The organism is Vibrio sp. MED222 (assembly GCF_000153005.1).
Classification (GTDB): Bacteria; Pseudomonadota; Gammaproteobacteria; order Enterobacterales; family Vibrionaceae; genus Vibrio; species Vibrio tasmaniensis_A.
The window spans coordinates 236,082-255,420 of sequence record NZ_CH902607.1; the positions used below are offsets into that span (position 1 = coordinate 236,082).

The 19,339-nt window shown below is 44.8% G+C and carries 3 protein-coding genes; all 3 read left to right on the forward strand.

The window, feature by feature from the left end; all coding sequences use genetic code 11:
- The first annotated feature begins 428 nt into the window (after positions 1 to 428).
- The gene (gene speA, locus MED222_RS13685; RefSeq protein ID WP_032555232.1) at positions 429 to 2,336 is read left to right on the forward strand and encodes an arginine decarboxylase; all 1,908 of its coding nucleotides are present in this window, start codon (positions 429 to 431) and stop codon (positions 2,334 to 2,336) included.
- Positions 2,336 to 3,262 carry an agmatinase gene (gene speB / locus MED222_RS13680; RefSeq protein ID WP_009846513.1) on the forward strand — a complete coding sequence of 309 codons (927 nt, stop codon included), beginning with the start codon at positions 2,336 to 2,338 and terminating at the stop codon, positions 3,260 to 3,262. Before speA ends, speB begins: the two co-directional genes overlap by 1 nt.
- Before the next feature lie 724 nt (positions 3,263 to 3,986).
- Entirely contained in the window at positions 3,987 to 19,109 is a 15,123-nt protein-coding gene (locus MED222_RS13675; protein ID WP_009846514.1) for a retention module-containing protein, read from the forward strand.
- The last annotated feature ends 230 nt before the right edge of the window (positions 19,110 to 19,339 follow it).

The window sequence follows — 19,339 nt, forward strand, 5'->3', positions numbered from 1 at the left end:
GTTGGAAGAACGAAGTGTTTATAGGTATCGAATCACGGGGTACAAGTTGTGTTTGTGATAGCGAGAGTTCAGATTGGGAAGTGCGCATATTTGTCACAACCCTGACTTAACTTGACCAGGTTAGCTAAGAATTTTATGTGTCTTTGGTATTTTATTCACCTGATTCTTTGTTAGAAAGTGCTTTAAATCTAATGCACTTCAGCCTGTTTTTTGGCCTAAAACCTTGTAATACCTTACCTGTCACTTTAAGTCGGGTCGACGATAAAAAAACGTAATCGTAACCACAAATATCAATGGTTGGACTCACTCTTAATAATATCGGTTAATGCAGCCAACAAATCGTTTTCGAACGTTTTTTGTTGGGTTATACCTCGCTATTCCAATGAGGTATCTTCTGTCGATGGCCCTATAGTGTGAGGTCTCTAGAATTGGAAAATTCGGTTAATTTGGAACGCATCCGTGCTGAGTATAATGTAAAGCACTGGAGCCAAGGTTTTTATGGAATTGATGATAATGGTGAGGTGTATGTATCACCGAGCGAAACCGATCATCAAGTTCCGCTAAGTCAGATCGTAAAACAGTTAGAGCAGAGAAATATTGGTTTGCCTGCTCTTGTGCGTTTTCCTCAAATAGTGCATCAACGTGTGCACAATATCTGTAACGCATTCAACCAAGCGATCGACGAATATCAGTACGATAACCGTTACCTACTTGTTTACCCGATTAAAGTTAACCAACAGAAAGAAGTGGTTGACGAGATCTTAGCGAGCCAAGCTCAATTAGAGCAGAAGCAGCTTGGTTTAGAGGCGGGCAGCAAGCCTGAACTATTAGCGGTATTGGCACTGGCTCAAAAAGCGAGCTCTGTGATCGTGTGTAACGGTTACAAAGACAGAGAATACATCCGTCTTGCGCTTATTGGCGAAAAGCTAGGCCACAAAGTATTTATCGTTCTAGAGAAGTTGTCAGAGCTTGATCTTGTCCTTTCTGAAGCAAAAGCGCTTGGCGTGAAACCTCGTTTAGGTCTACGCATTCGTCTTGCATCTCAAGGTGCAGGTAAATGGCAAGCAAGTGGTGGTGAGAAGTCGAAATTCGGTTTGTCTGCATCACAAGTATTGACCGTTATTGAACGCTTGAAAGCAGAAGATCAACTGGATGTTCTAGAGCTAGTACACTTCCACCTTGGCTCGCAAATGGCGAATATTCGTGATGTACGAAATGGTGTGAGTGAAGCGGCTCGTTTTTACTGTGAACTGCGTGATATAGGTGCTCAACTGAAGTTCTTAGACGTTGGTGGCGGTTTGGCGGTCGATTACGACGGCACACGTAGCCAGTCTTCAAACTCAATGAACTACGGCTTGCTTGAGTACGCTCGCAACATCGTAATGACAGTAGGGGATATTTGTAAGCTCTACAATCAGCCGCAACCTGTGATCATTTCTGAATCTGGTCGTTCGTTGACTGCGCATCACGCTGTGCTTGTTACTAACGTGATCGGTACAGAAAGCTATTCTCCGGAAGATATGGCTGCGCCTGAAGCTGACGCACCAATGTTGCTAAACAACATGTGGAAGAATTTCTTAGAGCTAGATGCGGGTAATGATGACCGCGCGCTGATTGAGATCTACAACGACACGCAAAGTGATATCGCAGAAGCACACAACCAATTTGCGACGGGTATGCTGAACCTTCAGCACCGTGCTTGGGCAGAGCAGATGTCTTTGCGCATTAACTACGAACTTAGCTCTCGAATGAGCACTAAGAACCGTTACCACCGTCCTATTTTGGACGAGTTGAGCGAACGCTTAGCCGACAAGTTTTTCGTGAACTTCTCGCTGTTCCAATCGTTGCCAGATGCTTGGGGTATCGATCAGGTGTTCCCTGTATTGCCTCTAAGTGGTTTGGATAATGCGGACGAGCGACGCGCTGTAGTATTGGATATTACTTGTGATTCTGACGGTACGATTGACCAGTATGTTGATGGTCAAGGTATTGAAACGACTCTGCCAGTTCCTGCATGGAACCCAGATGAACCCTACCTAATGGGCTTTTTCTTAGTAGGCGCATACCAAGAGATCTTGGGTGATATGCATAACCTATTTGGTGATACCCACAGTGTAGTGGTGAATGTTGATGAAGGCGGTCAAGCGAATATCGACTACATCAATGAAGGCGATACGGTTGAAGACATGATGCGTTATGTTCACATCGATACGGATCTGATTCGTCAGAACTACAAAGATTTGGTCACGGCGAAAGTACCAGCACAAGAGCAACAAAGCGTACTTGAAGAGTTAGAGCAAGGCTTGATGGGTTACACCTATCTTGAGGATTTTTAATGAACGATCTATTTACCAAACCAGATTACTCGCTGTACTCCAATGCGATGACGTTTATGCGTCGCCCATTAGTTCAGAATCCAATCGACAACGACGCTGATGTGGTTGTTCTAGGTGCGCCGCTAGATATGGCGACGTCGGGTCGTCCGGGTGCTCGTATGGGGCCTGATGCGATTCGTCGTGCGTCTGTAAACTTGGCGTGGGAAGGCAAAAAATTCCCTTGGGACTTCAATGTATTTGAACACACCTCGGTGATTGATGCTGGCGATCTTGTGTTTGATTGCGGTGATGCTGAAGACTTAACTCAGCGTTTAGAAGCAGCCGCTGATGCGATTCTAAACAGTGGTAAAACACTGTTAGGTTTAGGTGGCGATCACTTCATTACACTGCCTTTGCTAAGAGCATACGGCAAGAAGTACGGTGAGATGGCTCTGATTCATTTTGACGCGCACACTGATACTTACAGTCAGGGCAGTCGTTACGATCACGGTACTATGTTCTACCATGCGCCAAATGAGGGACTAATCTCGCCTGAGCATTCTGTGCAAATTGGCATTCGCACTGAGTATAAACAGGAAGGTCACGGCTTTAATGTTATTAATGCGATGCAAGCGAATGACATGAGCGTGGATGAGATCATTGCTCAAGTGAAAGGCATTGTTGGTGATAAGCCAGTTTACCTAACGTTTGATATTGACTGTCTGGACCCTGCGTTTGCTCCGGGTACTGGGACACCAGTGTGTGGTGGTTTGAATTCAGATAAAGTGCTCAAAATCATCCGTGGCTTACAAGGTATCAACATGGTTGGTATGGATGTGGTAGAAGTGTCTCCAGCCTATGACCAAAGCGAAATTACCGCTCTAGCTGGTGCAACTATCGCACTTGAGCTGCTTTACGTTTGGACGGCAAATCGTTTAACAAAATAAAATAGTTAGCGAGCCATGTTGAACGTGACAATCTCGTTTTACAGATAAACACAATATTGCGGTACATGATCTTCTAAAAGCCGCCCGAGTTAAACTCGGGCGGCTTTTTTGTATCTATTGTTTTGTCCTAAAACGTATTCCTTTTGATATGTGTATATCCAATGATAAGTCATGACTATTGTTCCTCCATAGCACCTTAATATGTTGATGGGTATATATGAAATTGGCGAAATATACGCTTAATAAATGGTTTTTCATCCGCTTTGTGCTGAACATTGTCTCAAGTTTGGGACTACTCTCTGCTTTATTGCTATCACATCGTTTGCCTCAAGCAATGTCTGATATTCGCTCATGATTTATCTACTTTATTCCTGTATATCTTTATAGGATTAAAGAGATGTAACATCGCTGTGAGTTTATTTGCATATAAATCAATGCACTACTAACGTTTAATTTGTGTTTTAGAAATCCATAGAGAATAAGTGAATCTGTGAAAAGGAGTCTCTTAGCACAGACATGGCATTTTTTATGGGGAAGACTAGGCTTAACAGTAAGTAAACTATAAAAAAACAGGTTAAATACTTATCTCTTTTCAACTCGAAGAGGCACAACAAAAGATTGGCCATTGATGAGGGGTAAGTATGAATTTGATTAAAGCCTGTAATGATTAACAAAAATAATTTGTACAGCTCTAGATAAGAGTGCTTGTGATAACGGGGGATATATGGATATTGAGGTTTCGCGCCAAGCTGCGGTTGTTGAAGCAGTAAGTGGGGATGTGGTTGTAGTAACACCTGACGGCAACCCAAAAAAAGTTCTAGTTGGCGATATCATCCGTGAAAATGAGATAGTCATTACCGCAAATAATGCAGAACTTGTATTGAGTGCTCCAAATGGTGAGGTTCTGGTTGGCGATAATTGTGTTGGATGTATTGACCAAGAATTGTCTTGGGCAGATGCCCCAATCGCCGGAGAGGTCAATTTCGATCTAGAGCAGTCTGACGACGGAGCCTTTACTGACGATGATATTGCGGCAATCCAAGAAGCTATTTTAGGTGGCGCCGATCCTACTGAAATTTTGGAAGCAACGGCTGCTGGTGAAGGGCTAGGCTCTGCAAATGCTGGCTTTGTTACGATTGAATACAATAATATTCAAACTCAGCCCTCGACATTCTTTGAGACATCAGGGCTTGCGAAAGAAGAGGTAGAGGAAACTCGAGAGGAATTTAGAACGATCACACGTTCAGCTGGTGGTCAATCGATCAGCGAATCAGTCACTGAAGGTTCTATTTCTGGCAATACCTACCCCCAATCTATTACGACCACAGAAACGATTATTGCGGGCAGTTTAGCTCTAGACCCAGATTCTTTTGTCCCAGACACACTCTCCCTTGCTTCACTCCTAAGTGAGCTTAATAACGACATTACATCAAGCGGCCAAGTTGTCACGTTTACTTACGACTCGGTAACGAATTCCATTGTTGGTGTTCAAGGTACTGACGAAGTATTACGTATCGATATTGATGCTACTAGTGTTGGCAATAATATCGATATCTCGTTAACCACCACGATTTCTCAATCTATTGATCATGTTCCGTCTATCGGTGGTGGGCAGGTCTCTTATACTGGCGATCAAATTAACTTTGCTTTTGATATTCAAGGTGAAGACTCCGCAGGAAACCCAATAGCATCACCAATTAATGCGCTGGTTACTTTATTTGACGGGGTGAATCCGTCTGCTGAAAGCGTGAATATCAATAATGTAGAAACGAGTAGTGCACCTATTGAAGGCACTTTTTCTAATATTGGAAGTGATAAACTTCAATCTGCTGTCTTTGATGCAAGTGCGTTAGGAGAGTTTGATGGGTTGCTCAGTGATAACCAAAATACGGTAGCAAGACTGTCTGAAGACGGAACAACGATCACTCTGTCTATTCAAGGGAGAGGTGAGGTTGTTCTCACAATCTCTCTCGATACCGATGGCACATATAATTTCCAACAGTTTAAACCAATAGAAGAAGTGAGCTCCGACACGCTTTCATTCTCTCTACCGATCACGGTTACCGATTTTGACCAGGATGTCGTAACGAATACGATTAAGGTTGATATCTCTGATGGTGATAGCCCGTTCATTATTAATGTTGATGGCATCGATGTTGATGAGTCAGGCATTGTTGGCGGCTCACAAGAAGGAACAACCCCAGTAGGCGGTATTGGCAGTATCACAGCAAGTGTTTTTGAAAGTGACATTATTGACCATTACGAACTTGAACCGACTGAATTTAATACAGCGGGAGCCTTGGTTTCCAATGGTGCTGCCGTTCAATTAGAGTTAGTTAGTCAAACCAATGGTGTGAGAACGTATGAAGGTTATGTTGAGGTCAATGGATCTCGAATTACGGTCTTTGACGTTAAAGTCGATAGTCCATCATTGGGGAATTATGAATTTACTCTGTACGAATCGCTTTCACATCAAGGTGCTGAAGGTGAGTTGCTAACCTTTGTATTGCCCATTTATGCGGTTGACGCGGATGGTGACCGCTCTGCACTGTCTGGTGGGTCAAATACACCAGAAGCTGCTGAGATCTTAATCAGTGTAAAAGATGATGTGGTCGAACTCATCGATAATGTCGTTTCCGTCGATGAACCGACCTTAGCTGGTGATACTGTTGTTTCTTACAATCTATTCAACTTTGAGGGTGCGGATGGTTCGACAATCCAATCACTGTCTTACGATGGGGTCGAATACAAGTTAGACCAAAATCTACTCCCAGATGCGGCACAAACTTTCCCATTTACAGAAGGGGTTGCAACGATTTCACTCAATGGTGATTTTAGTTTTGAAGTCGCTCGTGATATCAACCACTCAAGCAGCGAAACCATAGTAAAACAATTTGCCTTTTTAGCTGAAGATGCTGATGGTGACGAGAGCTTCTCAACGCTTGATCTTAGTATTACTGATGGCCAAGATCCGGTAATTAACCTAGTTCCACCAGTGACATTATCTGAAACGAATCTTGGTGACGGATCTTCGCCAAGCGGAAATGCGGTTAGCGCCACTGAAACGATTACGTTTACAGCCGGTAGTGATGATGTCGCGAGTTTTCGGATTGATCCAAACTTATTCAATACCAATGATACGCTCAAATCGAATGGGCTTGTCGTTGAACTCAAGGAAGACCCTCAGAACTTAGGTACTTATATAGGTTTTGTTAACGATGGGGTAAACCCTGATGTCCCAGTATTCACGATTAGCTTTTCTACAAGTACATTAGGGGAATACACCTTCACGCTGCTTGAAGCGTTAGATCATGAAGATGGCCTTGCAAATAACGAGCTAAGTTTTGAACTGCCTGTTTACGCCGTGGACACTGATGGCGATAGCTCGCAAATTTCCCCGCTTACAATGACCATCGGTGATGATGTGCAAATCATGAAAGATGGTGTGCTCAATATTGTTGAACCGACGGTTGCGGATTTGGCTGCTGGTAAGGTGACGACTGCCACCATTGATGTGATGCCTGACCAGAGTGCTGATGGCGCGACCATTACCCAGATCACGTATGATAATACCGTTTACACCTTGAATCAGGGCTTAACGGGAGAGCAGCTTATCACTGTGCCTGAGGGAAAACTGTTTGTTACCCTTGAAGGTGAAATACGCTTTGAGCCCAATCGCGATTTAAACCACACAAGCAGCGAAGATATCGTTAAGACGATCGTGGTGACGTCAAGTGACTTTGATAAAGATCCGGTGACATCCACCGTTACTTTGACCATCACTGATGGTGATATTCCAATCATCAATACTATTCCAAGCGTCTCGCTATCAGAATCTAACCTTGCAGATGGCTCGGCAGCAAGCACCGTGCCTGTGAGTCAAACCGAGACTATTCAGTTTACTAATCAAAGCGACAATGTGACCAGCTTTCGTATTGAGCCAAGCTTATTTAACCCCAACGACACACTTAAATCGAATGGGTTGGTTGTTGAGCTTAAAGCTGATCCAAACACTACTGGAGCGTACATCGGCTTTGTGAAAGATGGAGCCAACCCAGAAGTTCCTGTCTTTACGATTAGTTTCTCTACTAGCATTGTGGGTGAGTACACCTTTACTCTGCTTGAAGCATTAGATCATGCTGATGGCCTTGCGAATAATGAATTGAGTTTTGATTTACCCGTTTATGCGGTAGACCGCGACGGTGATGACTCATTAATGTCGCCACTGAAAGTAACGGTCAGCGATGATGTGCAAGGCATGCAAAACCAAACGTTAACCATTACTGAGCCAACGGTTGCTGATTTGGCTGCCGGTGTTGTTACGACAGGCACTGTTGATGTGATGCCAGTACAAAGTGCAGATGGTGCAACAATCACTCAGTTCGTTTATGACGGACAACTTAGAACATTGGTTCAAACAGATACTGGTGAGCAGCGGTTTGGTTTCACTGAAGGGACGTTAGTCATCACCCTGCAAGGTGAAGTGCGTTTTGAACCCAATCGCGATTTAGTTCATACAAACAACGAAGACATCGTTAAAACAATCGTAGTGACGTCGAGCGACTTTGATAAAGATCCGGTGACATCCACCGTGACTTTGACCATCACCGATGGTGATATTCCAATCATCAATACTATTCCAACCGTTACGCTATCAGAATCCAATCTAGCCGATGGCTCGGCAGCAAGCACCGTGCCTGTGAGTCAAACCGAGACTATTCAGTTTACTAATCAAAGCGACAATGTGACCAGTTTCCGCATTGAGCCAAGCTTATTTAATCCCAACGACACACTTAAATCGAATGGGTTGGTCGTTGAGCTTAAAGTAGATCCAAACACGACTGGGGCGTATATCGGCTTTGTGAAAGATGGAGCCAACCCAGAGGTTCCTGTCTTTACGATTAGTTTCTCTACTAGCACTGTGGGTGAGTACACCTTTACTCTGCTTGAAGCGTTAGATCATGCTGATGGCCAAGCGAAGAACGATCTGAGCTTTGAACTGCCTGTATTTGCCGTCGACCGCGATGGTGACGATTCATTGATGTCGCCATTGAAAGTGACGGTCAGCGATGATGTGCAAGGCATGCAAAACCAAACGTTGACCATTACTGAGCCAACGGTGGCTGATTTGGCTGCTGGTGTTGTCACGACAGGCACGGTTGATGTGATGCCAGTGCAAAGTGCAGATGGGGCAACGATTACCCAGTTCGTTTATGACGGGCAACTTAGAACATTGGTTCAAACAGATACTGGTGAGCAGCGCTTCGGTTTCACTGAAGGGACGTTAGTCATCACCCTTCAAGGTGAAGTGCGTTTTGAACCCAATCGCGATTTAAACCACACGAGCAGCGAAGACATCGTTAAAACCATCGTGGTGACGTCAAGTGACTTTGATAAAGACCCAGTGACATCTACCGTGAAGTTGACCATCACCGATGGTGATATTCCAACGATTAATACCATTCCAAGCGTCACGCTATCGGAATCTAATCTTGCAGACGGCTCAACCGCAAGCAACGCGCCTGTGAGTCAAACCGAGACTATTCAGTTTACTAATCAAAGCGACAATGTGACCAGTTTCCGCATTGAGCCAAGCCTGTTTAATACCAACGACACACTCAAATCGAATGGATTGGTCGTTGAGCTTAAAGCGGATCCCAACACGACTGGGGCGTACATTGGCTTTGTGAAAGATGGCGCCAACCCAGAGGTTCCTGTCTTTACGATTAGTTTCTCTACTAGCACTGTGGGTGAGTACACCTTTACTCTGCTTGAAGCGTTAGATCATGCTGATGGCCAAGCGAAGAACGATCTGAGCTTTGAACTGCCTGTATTTGCCGTCGACCGCGATGGTGACGATTCATTGATGTCGCCATTGAAAGTGACGGTCAGCGATGATGTGCAAGGCATGCAAAACCAAACGTTGACCATTACTGAGCCAACGGTGGCTGATTTGGCTGCTGGTGTTGTCACGACAGGCACGGTTGATGTGATGCCAGTGCAAAGTGCAGATGGGGCAACGATTACCCAGTTCGTTTATGACGGGCAACTTAGAACATTGGTTCAAACAGATACTGGTGAGCAGCGCTTCGGTTTCACTGAAGGGACGTTAGTCATCACCCTTCAAGGTGAAGTGCGTTTTGAACCCAATCGCGATTTAAACCACACGAGCAGCGAAGACATCGTTAAAACCATCGTGGTGACGTCAAGTGACTTTGATAAAGACCCAGTGACATCTACCGTGAAGTTGACCATCACCGATGGTGATATTCCAACGATTAATACCATTCCAAGCGTCACGCTATCGGAATCTAATCTTGCAGACGGCTCAACCGCAAGCAACGCGCCTGTGAGTCAAACAGAGACGATCACCTTTACCAATCAAAGCGACAATGTGACCAGTTTCCGCATTGAGCCAAGCTTATTTAATACCAACGACACACTTAAATCTAATGGGTTGGTCGTTGAGCTTAAAGCCGATCCAAACACGACTGGGGGGTACATCGGCTTTGTGAAAGACGGAGCCAACCCAGAAGTTCCTGTCTTTACGATTAGTTTCTCTACTAGCACTGTGGGTGAGTACACCTTTACTCTGCTTGAAGCATTAGATCATGCTGATGGACAAGCGAAGAATGACCTGATATTTGAACTCCCCGTTTATGCGGTAGATCGTGATGGTGATGACTCATTAATGTCGCCACTGAAAGTGACGGTCAGCGATGATGTTCAAGGCATGCAAAATCAAACGCTGAGCATTACGGAACCAACGGTTGCAGATTTAGCCGCTGGTGTTGTCACGACAGGTACTGTCGATGTCATGCCAAACCAAAGTGCCGACGGGGCAACGATTACCCAGTTTACTTACGATAACAACGTGTACACGTTAGTTCAGGGGACAACCGGAGAGCAGGTTTTCCCTGTTGCTGAAGGTAAACTGTATATAACTCTGGAAGGTGATGTCCGTTTCGAACCTAATCGCAACCTCAATCATTCAGGGGGCGATATTGTTAAGACTATTACGGTCATGTCTGAAGATAAAGATGGTGACGAAGTCACGTCGACCGTTACGCTTACCATTTCAGATGGTGCTCCACCTGTTATTGATAACATACCACCAGTCGCCTTGGCTGAAGCAAACTTGCTTGATGGCACCTCTCCGAGCATAACGGTCACTCAAACCGGAACAATGACGTTTACATCTGGTAGTGATGATGTGAACCACTTCCGTATTGATACTGCGCAGTTCAACACAACTGGGGACCTAAAATCGGATGGTCTGGTTGTTAAGCTAAAAGAAGATCCTCTAAACAGCGACAATTATATTGGCTTCGTAGAAAACGGTGGTGTCCAAACGGACATTTTCACCATCACTTTTGATAGTTTGGTGCTTGGTCAATATACCTTCACATTGTTAGAAGAGTTAGATCACCTGCCTGTGCAAGGTAATAACGTTCAAATCTTCACCTTGCCAGTTATTGCGGTCGACCAAGACAATACGGATTCAGTAATTAAGCCTCTTACGGTGACTATTACTGATGATGTACCCGTCATTACGGATACAACAGTTGCGAGTACGTTTGTTGTTGATGAAGATGATTTAGGCTCTGTTGTGGCTCAAGCGACAGGCTCGTTTGTGACCACAGAAGGTGCAGACCAAGTAGAGGTTTACGAACTGCGTAACGTAGCCACTCTAGAAACTACTCTGACATCAGGCAATGAAGCGATTTCGATCACTGAGGTCACTGGGGCTGCGAACACAACCACCTACCAAGGTGCGACCACAAGTGGGACTCCGATTTTTACTCTTGCACTTGGTAACGATGGGTCATACACATTCACTTTACTTGGCCCTCTAAATCACGCTACTGGATCAAATGACCTAACCATACCATTTAATGTTGTGGCGGTAGACGGTGATGGCGATGACTCCAACCAGTATCAACTACCAATTCAAGTCATTGATGATGTTCCAGTAATGACGCCGCCGACGGGCGAAACGGTTGTCGATGAAGACGACCTTTCAGGCATAGGTTCGGATCAATCTGAAGACACCATTATCAATGGACTGTTCACCGTCGATGAAGGTGCCGATGGCGTTGTGAAGTATGAACTGGTTGATGAAGATTTAGTCTTGACCGGTTTAACCTCCGATGGAGAAAGCTTAGAGTGGCTAGCTGTTTCACAAAGCGGCACAAAATTCACATACGTTGCTCAAACTGTGATCAGCAATGAAGCGGTGTTTGAGATTGTTTTCGATACCTCTGATAACAGCTATCAATTCGAATTATTTAAACCACTGAAGCACCCTGACGGTGCAAACGAGAATACGATAGATCTTGATTTCTCCATCGTTGCTGAAGATTTTGATCAAGACCAATCGAATGCGATTGATCTCAAAATAACAGTCACTGATGATATTCCATTAGTGACAACACAATCGATTACTCGTGTTGAAGGTCAGGGTTATCGCGGCTCTATAGTCGATATGTTTGCTGATGCTACAGATGTCGGTGCCGATGGCGCGGTACTGAGCAAAATTGAAGCATTTGACGGAAGTGGAATTGTTTTCCGTTCAGGGAACAGTGGGTCTTACAGTAGTGACTTCGATTTAAATAGTGGTACTCAAGAGGTACGAGTATATGAGCAGATCAATGGCGCTGTTGATCCTCGAGAGCTGGGTCGACTGAAAATAAACTCAAATGGTGAGATAGAGTTTAGAGCCAATAATTACTTAGAGCATGTTGGTGATGAAATTAATTTCTCTATTAATGTAACAGCGAAGGATGGCGATTCAGATACGTCATCGACACCCTTGGACATCACTATTACGGATAGGAATTCGTCGAAAATCGCGCTGACAGTGACCACCTTTGAGGATGCGGGTAGAGACTCGACAATACCATATGCTGCAGGTGATGCTCCGATTCTTGAAAATATACAAGACAACCAAAGCGGATTACCTAATGCACCAGCTCAAGTTGCGCTTCAGGTTAACCTGAATGACAGGGATAACAGCGAGTCTATCGGTCAACTGATTATAAAAAACAGTAACCATAGAGGCACGTTCTATTACTTTGAGGGTGGTGAGTATCACAAGTTAACGCCTGAAACTAACGGTCAAATATTATTTGGACCGCCTCAAATGCAACAAAGCTATGCTTTAAACCCAAGTGAAGTAAGACAAACCATTGCAACCATCGAAAACCTTTATTTCGTTCCTGACCAAAACTATGGTTCAGATAGTAATGGTGTTGAGATCCGCTATCAATTGGAGATCGATAATGGAGGCACTCTTGACCACAAAGTAAACTCAAGCTTCAAAATCGAGATTGAAGCGGTAGCTGATATTGCTACTTGGGATGATGGCAATAGCACTTATCAGTATCAAGTCAATGAAGATGAAGACAATGTCACATTACAGCTGAATGCAGAATCACAAGATAACACTCAAACTGAAACGATCACCTATGAGTTAGAAGTTATCGAAGGCGACGGGAAGTTTGAGCTTCTTGATAAAGACGGCAATGTGCTTACGCTGACGGCGGATGGTGTATATAAAATAGCGGCAGAAGACATTAACACCACCGTGGTTAACCCTATTGATCATTTCTCGGGTCAGATTAAATTCAAAGCAACAGCGGTTACAGAAGAAACACTGAATCCTTATGAAGATACTGCCAACGGCGGAGCAAATGATAAAACTGAGGCCCGTTCTATAGAGCAAAACATCATTATTGATGTCACCGCTGACGCGGATGCTGGAAAGTTCAGTGTTAATCGTATTCAGATTAACGAAGACAATATAGATGATCCTGATTACATAGGTCCGCTAGCTAACAAAGATGCATTCACGTTAGACGAAGTTATTACCATGACAGAGTCGGTCGATACGGATGGCTCTGAAGAACTGTTTGTTCGTATCAGCAATATTACAGAAGGCGCAGTGCTTTACTTTGTAGGTACAACCACGGTAGTTCCTATTGTCAGTGGTACCAATTACCACGAAATAGCGTATTCCGATTTGGCTAACGTTGAGGTGGTTCCAACTAAACACAGCAATGTCGATTTCACTTTTGATGTTACAGGTGTAGTGAAGGACACTGCAAACCTGTCAACCAACCCACAACAAGTCGATGTAGAAATACTCGGTACTAAAACGGTTAACGTTGAAGTGAAAGGAGTTGCTGACACACCTTATGGTGGGACGAATGGTACCGATTGGACCGCAATTACAGATGGTACTGCAAGCGGTGTTCAAACGACGATTCAAGAGAGTCAAAACGGCGACAGCTTTGCTCTGCTTGACTTCACGGTATTGTCGGGTGAGAGAAAGCCTGACACTGGCACTACACCATTACAGGACGATGGTTCCGAATCAATAACGGTTATCTTATCGGGTATTCCTGATGGCGTTATAATCGAGGATGGTGACGGTACGGTTATTGATCTTAACTTTGTGGGTTACGAAACCGGACCGGGTGGTAGCCCTGATTTATCAAAACCTATCTACGAAGCTAATATTACGGAGGCGGGTACAACGTCAGGTATTCGTATTCGACCTGTCGACTCTTCGACCGAGAATATCCACATTCAAGGCAAAGTGATCGTAACGGAAAACGACGGTCACACACTTTCTTTTGATCAAGAAATTCGAGTGTTGGTTGAGCCTATCATCGATACCTCAACAACCTACAACAACGTCACAAACGGGAACGAAGATACGGCTATCAACATCGATTGGCATCCTGAAGGCGTTGACTATATCGACTCAGATGAGCATTTCACTTCAATTAAGATTTTCGGTATTCCACCGGGTGTCACACCCACCGTAAATGGTGATGTGACTGTTGTGAATGATGGTGCGGGTACGTTAACGATTACCCCTAAAGACGCGAATCAGACGCCGGAACAATTTACCCAAATTGCACTAGCGAATAACTTTATTCAAATGACTCCGCCAACGGACTCTAGCGTTGATTTCACATTGACGACAGAGGTAGACGTTGAGGAGCGTGATCACGAATATGTGGACTCTTCTAACCCAGGTGAGGGTATTGCGACTGCGACGGTTAAAGGTACGATCAATGTTATCGTAAGACCCGTTGTTGAGACTCATGATGGCATCGATAATCAGCTTATCGTCGACGACGTGGCTGGAACTGGTTCTTTGGGTACGGTGAGCGCCGATCCTTTGACTGGTGTACTCAAGTTTACAACCAACAGCGACAATCCGTCCGCCACGGATGAATTTGTTATTCGATATCAAGAAACCGATGCATCATCTGCTATTGAGGAAGTCGACCAACTGGTTATTCAATTAACGAATAATGACCCGAATAAGACTCCATTATCAGATGACGTATTGAATCAATTACTCGTTATTGGCGCGGCTTATGAAGGCGATGGTCGTTGGGTTGTGACGAATGAGGACTTGTTTAGTATCAGTGCTCCTAATGGTCTTGGTTTCCCTCCTATTTCTAATCTTCCAGACGTATTCAATGACATCAAGATGACTATCTTTAGTACGGTGGTTGATCGCGGTGATGGTGTTGAGGTTGAGTCATCTCCTGCCGTTATTCGGGAAGGCGAAGTGACATTATCATTTCCAGAAGTACTTGTTGGGGGAGGCGAGGTTGCAGCTAACATTACAATGGATGCTAATAGTGTTGTCGACGCTATCGAAGACACGCAACTTGATTTAGGTGCAGCACTAAATGGTGTGATCACTTTCTCTGGAGAAGATGCTTCGGTAGACCAAGTGACCATTATCATTGATGACTCCGTGACCATTAACCCAGGAGGCACTTTCCCAATTAGTTTAGCGGGAAGCAGTGAAGTCGATTTTGTTAATGGAAAATATGTATTCGAAACAACCGTTGAACAGGGCGTTCCAACTGATTTCTCAGGGCTGTTACTTAACTTGCCGGCAGACTACTCGGGTGACTTTAGATTACCACTAACCATAGTGACCAAAGATACGCTCTCTGGTGATGAGAAAACGTTAGTTACCGACGTCGTCATCAAAGTCGCGCCAGATGCAGAGACGGACCCTACGATTGAGGTGAATGTCGTCGGTTCGCTTGATGATGCCTTTAATCCTGTTGATAACGACGGTCAGGCTGGACAAGATCAGGTGGGTTACGAAGACACCTACATTCAACTCGACTTCAATTCGACTATTTCGGATCAGGTATCAGGCGTCGAAGGGGGGCAAGAGGCGTTTGCATCCATTACTTTGACGTTGGATGACCCTTCAATAGGGGCATTCTATGACAATACGGGCACCTCACTTGGTACCTCAGTCACGTTTAATCAAGCTGAAATCGCGGCGGGGGCGCTCGATAATGTCCTCTTTAGGGCGATAGAAAACTACCCAACTGGAAATGATATTAACCAAGTGCAGATTAATGTAAGTGGTACAGTTACTGATACCGCAACCTACAATGATTCTGCTTTTCCGGTAGGCACTGCAACCGACTCCGATACCTTCAATACAAGTGTTCGTTTTGATGTTGTTCCGGTTGTTGATGATGTACATGTCTCTGGGCCGGGTAGTGATCCTGATGTAATCGAGATTACCGGCAACGAAGACCAGCTTATTTCCTTGTCAGGTACAGGACCTGTATCGATTGCACTGACTGACCTTGATGGATCAGAACAGTTTGTATCGATTAAGTTCACCGATGTACCTGATGGCTTCCAGATGCGTGTAGATGCTGGTTCTGCTTACACTGTGAAAAACAACGGTGGCGGTGAGTGGAGTGTTCAATTGCCTCAAGCTTCTGGGCTTTCATTCGACTTAAGTGAAATTTCGATTTTACCGCCTAAAAACTTCAGTGGTACTGCTGAGTTTGGTGTTGAAGTGTTCACTCAAGAGTCGCTACTTGGTGTACCGACTGCGGCTGCAAACTTACCAAGCTTCAAACTGCATGTGGTGCCTGTTGGTGACGATGTTGATACCAATCCTACGGACTCTGTAACAGGCAACGAAGGGCAGAATATTGATATCGAAATCAATGCGACTATTTTAGATAAAGAGTTGTCGGCCACAGGAAGCGGAACGTATACCGAAAATGCACCCGAAACCCTTCGAGTCGAAGTGGCTGGTGTTCCTCAAGATGCTTCTATCTACTACCCTGACGGAACCACTATAGGTAGCTATGATCCAGCGACGCAACTCTGGACACTAAACGTCCCAGCTCAGTCGTTAGATAAGATCGTATTTAACTCTGGCGAACATAATAGTGATACAGGTAATGCTTTGGGTATTAATGGTCCACTGCAGATTACCGTTCGTTCTGTGGATACAGATGCTGATAACACGGAGCATTTAGGCACACCAACGAGTTTCAATGTTGATTTAGTGATTGATCCTATCAACGATCAACCGACCTTTGTCAATGTGACTAACCTTGAAACGACAGAAGACTCTACTGGCGTGGCAATCAACAACTTTAGTATCTACGATATCGACGCAAACTTTGATAATCCAGATGCACCGTATGTACTGACGCTAAAAGTTGACCAAACACTGCCGGGTGCACAGGGCGAGTTTGTACTCCCAAGCACTCAATCCAATGGTGTGACATTTGTATTGCAGGCTGATGGCTCACTTGTCATGACAGGTAAAGAAGCTGACATCAATGCAGCGCTAACTAATGGCGAGGTTACGTTCAAACCGGACCCGGATCAGAACTATCTCAATCTGGGTGGGTTAGTGACCATTAATGCTACGATCGATGACGGTGGTAATAACGGTTTGATTGATGCGGGTGATCCGAATACCGCTCAAACGAATCAAACTACCTTCACTATTAAAGTGACGGAATATAATGATGCTCCGATAGCGGCCAATGTTGATTTGGGCTCGATTCCGGAAGATGGCCAAATCGTGATTGTTGAGGGTGACTTGATTACGGCAAGCTCTGATATCGAAAATCATAACCTTACCGTAACAGATATCAGCCTTACTCAAAATCAAGGTCAAGGTCAGCTTCAGAGGTTTGAGAACATTGCTGGGGCGGATGACAATTCGATTAATGGTCCATACTGGGTGTTCACGGCAGCTGATGATTATAATGGAGACGTCAAATTCAATTACTCCATTATCGATGATGGTACAACCGACGGTTCGCCGGACTTCAAAGTGGGCAGTGCGGAAATCAGCCTTGTAGTTACAGAAGTTAACGACCAACCAGTGGCAACCGATATTGATTTTGGCACCATGCTTGAAGAAGGTCAGCTAATCATCAAAGCTGAAGACCTGATTACAGCGACGACAGACCCTGAGGGGCATGCCATTACGGTAACTAAGGTCGAAATCGATCAAGGTCAGGGGCAAATTCAGAAGTTTGAGAACGTTGGTGGGGCGGATGACAATTCGATTAATGGCCCATACTGGGTATTCACGGCAGCTGATGATTACAATGGCGATGTTACATTCACCTATACAGTAGAAGATAACGGTACAACCAATGGCTCAAATGATTTCTTAACGGATACCGCGGAAATCAGCGTTGTGGTACAAGGTGTTAACGATACACCTGTTGTTAATGGTGACAATGTCACTGATTTTATTGATGAAGAATCGGGTCAGCTGCTGAGTGGCATCAATGTCAGTGATCCTGATTATGTTGATTCATTTTCTAATGACTTGATGACGGTTACTTTGACGGTGGATTACGGAACGTTAAATGTGTCGCTGCCTGCCGTGACAACTGTGATGGTGAATGGCAACAACACAGGTTCGGTCATCTTAGTAGGTACGTTGAGCGACCTAAATGCATTGATTGACACACCGACTAGCCCTGCGGGTGTTTATCTGGATGCGAGCCTGTCTCCAACCAATAGCATTGGCTTGGAAGTCATCGCGAAAGATAGCGGAAACCCTTCTGGTATCGTCATTGAAACCACGCCAGTTATCTATGATATCGCAGTGACTCCTGTGGCGAATGCGCCGACCTTGTCGATTGATACTGCGTCTAACTACGTCAGAAATATCACGGCGAGCCAGTCAGTAAGCGCTAGTGGCGTTCCTTTGGTTGGTATTATTGCAGCCTTGACCGATATTACGGAAGAGCTAACGCTACGTATCAGTGATGTGCCTGCTGGTGCTCAAATTACGAGTGATGTGGGTTCAGTGACTGATGTCGGTGGTGGTGTTTGGATTGCTACGGCGGATGCGATTGACACTGTGAAAGTGGTCGGGCTTTCTGATACGCCGGGAAGCTACACACTCAAAGTGGAGGCGGTTTCAGAAGAGCTAGATAACAGCGATACTGCAACATCGGCTTCGATAGATCTCAACTTGAACATTGTGTCTAACGGGGTTGATATCGATTTAGCTACAGAAACCGACGATGTTCAGTTATTGGCAGGGGCTGGCAATATCGACCTGACAGCGGGATCTGGAAATGATCGTCTGGAAGGAGGTTCGGGTGACGATACGTTAGTTGGCGGTGATGGTAACGACACTCTCACCGGTGGAGGCGGTTCCGATATTCTGACTGGTGGCGACGGTATGGATTCGTTTGTATGGTTCAACATCGAAGATGGTGTCGAAGATACGATTACCGACTTTAGCCTATCTGAAGGAGACCAACTCGATCTAAGAGAAGTGTTACCTGAGCTGAAAAGTGCCTCACCAGATATAACAACACTGCTGCAACACATTGATGCGAAGGTCGACGGGGATGATATTGAGCTTACGATTAACCCTGATGGCTTAGGCACGACAGAACAAGTGATTGTGGTTGAAGATCTTGCGCCTCAGCTGACGTTAAATGGCACCATGCCTTCTGATATTCTGGATGCGCTAGTACAGCAGAATGTTATGACTCACGGTTAACGCTCAATTGATAAGCGCTAGTGATTAGAAGTGAATAATTAAACCATAACGAAATAGGCCAGCAATGCTGGCCTATTTTTTATTAAATCTTGCTGAATGAGCCCCGATAAAACAATAGCCTCGATAAAACAATAGCCTCGATAAAACAACAAAAAGCCCATGCTGTCGGGGGAAAGCATGGGCATTATTTTATGTGTTATATCAGCTAAGCGAATAGTGTTCTTTCTCTA

Coding starts and splice junctions, on each gene's coding strand:
- speB (WP_009846513.1), top strand. CDS start 2,336: ATGAACGATCTATTTACCAAACCAGATTACTCGCTGTACTCCAATGCG.
- MED222_RS13675 (WP_009846514.1), top strand. CDS start 3,987: ATGGATATTGAGGTTTCGCGCCAAGCTGCGGTTGTTGAAGCAGTAAGT.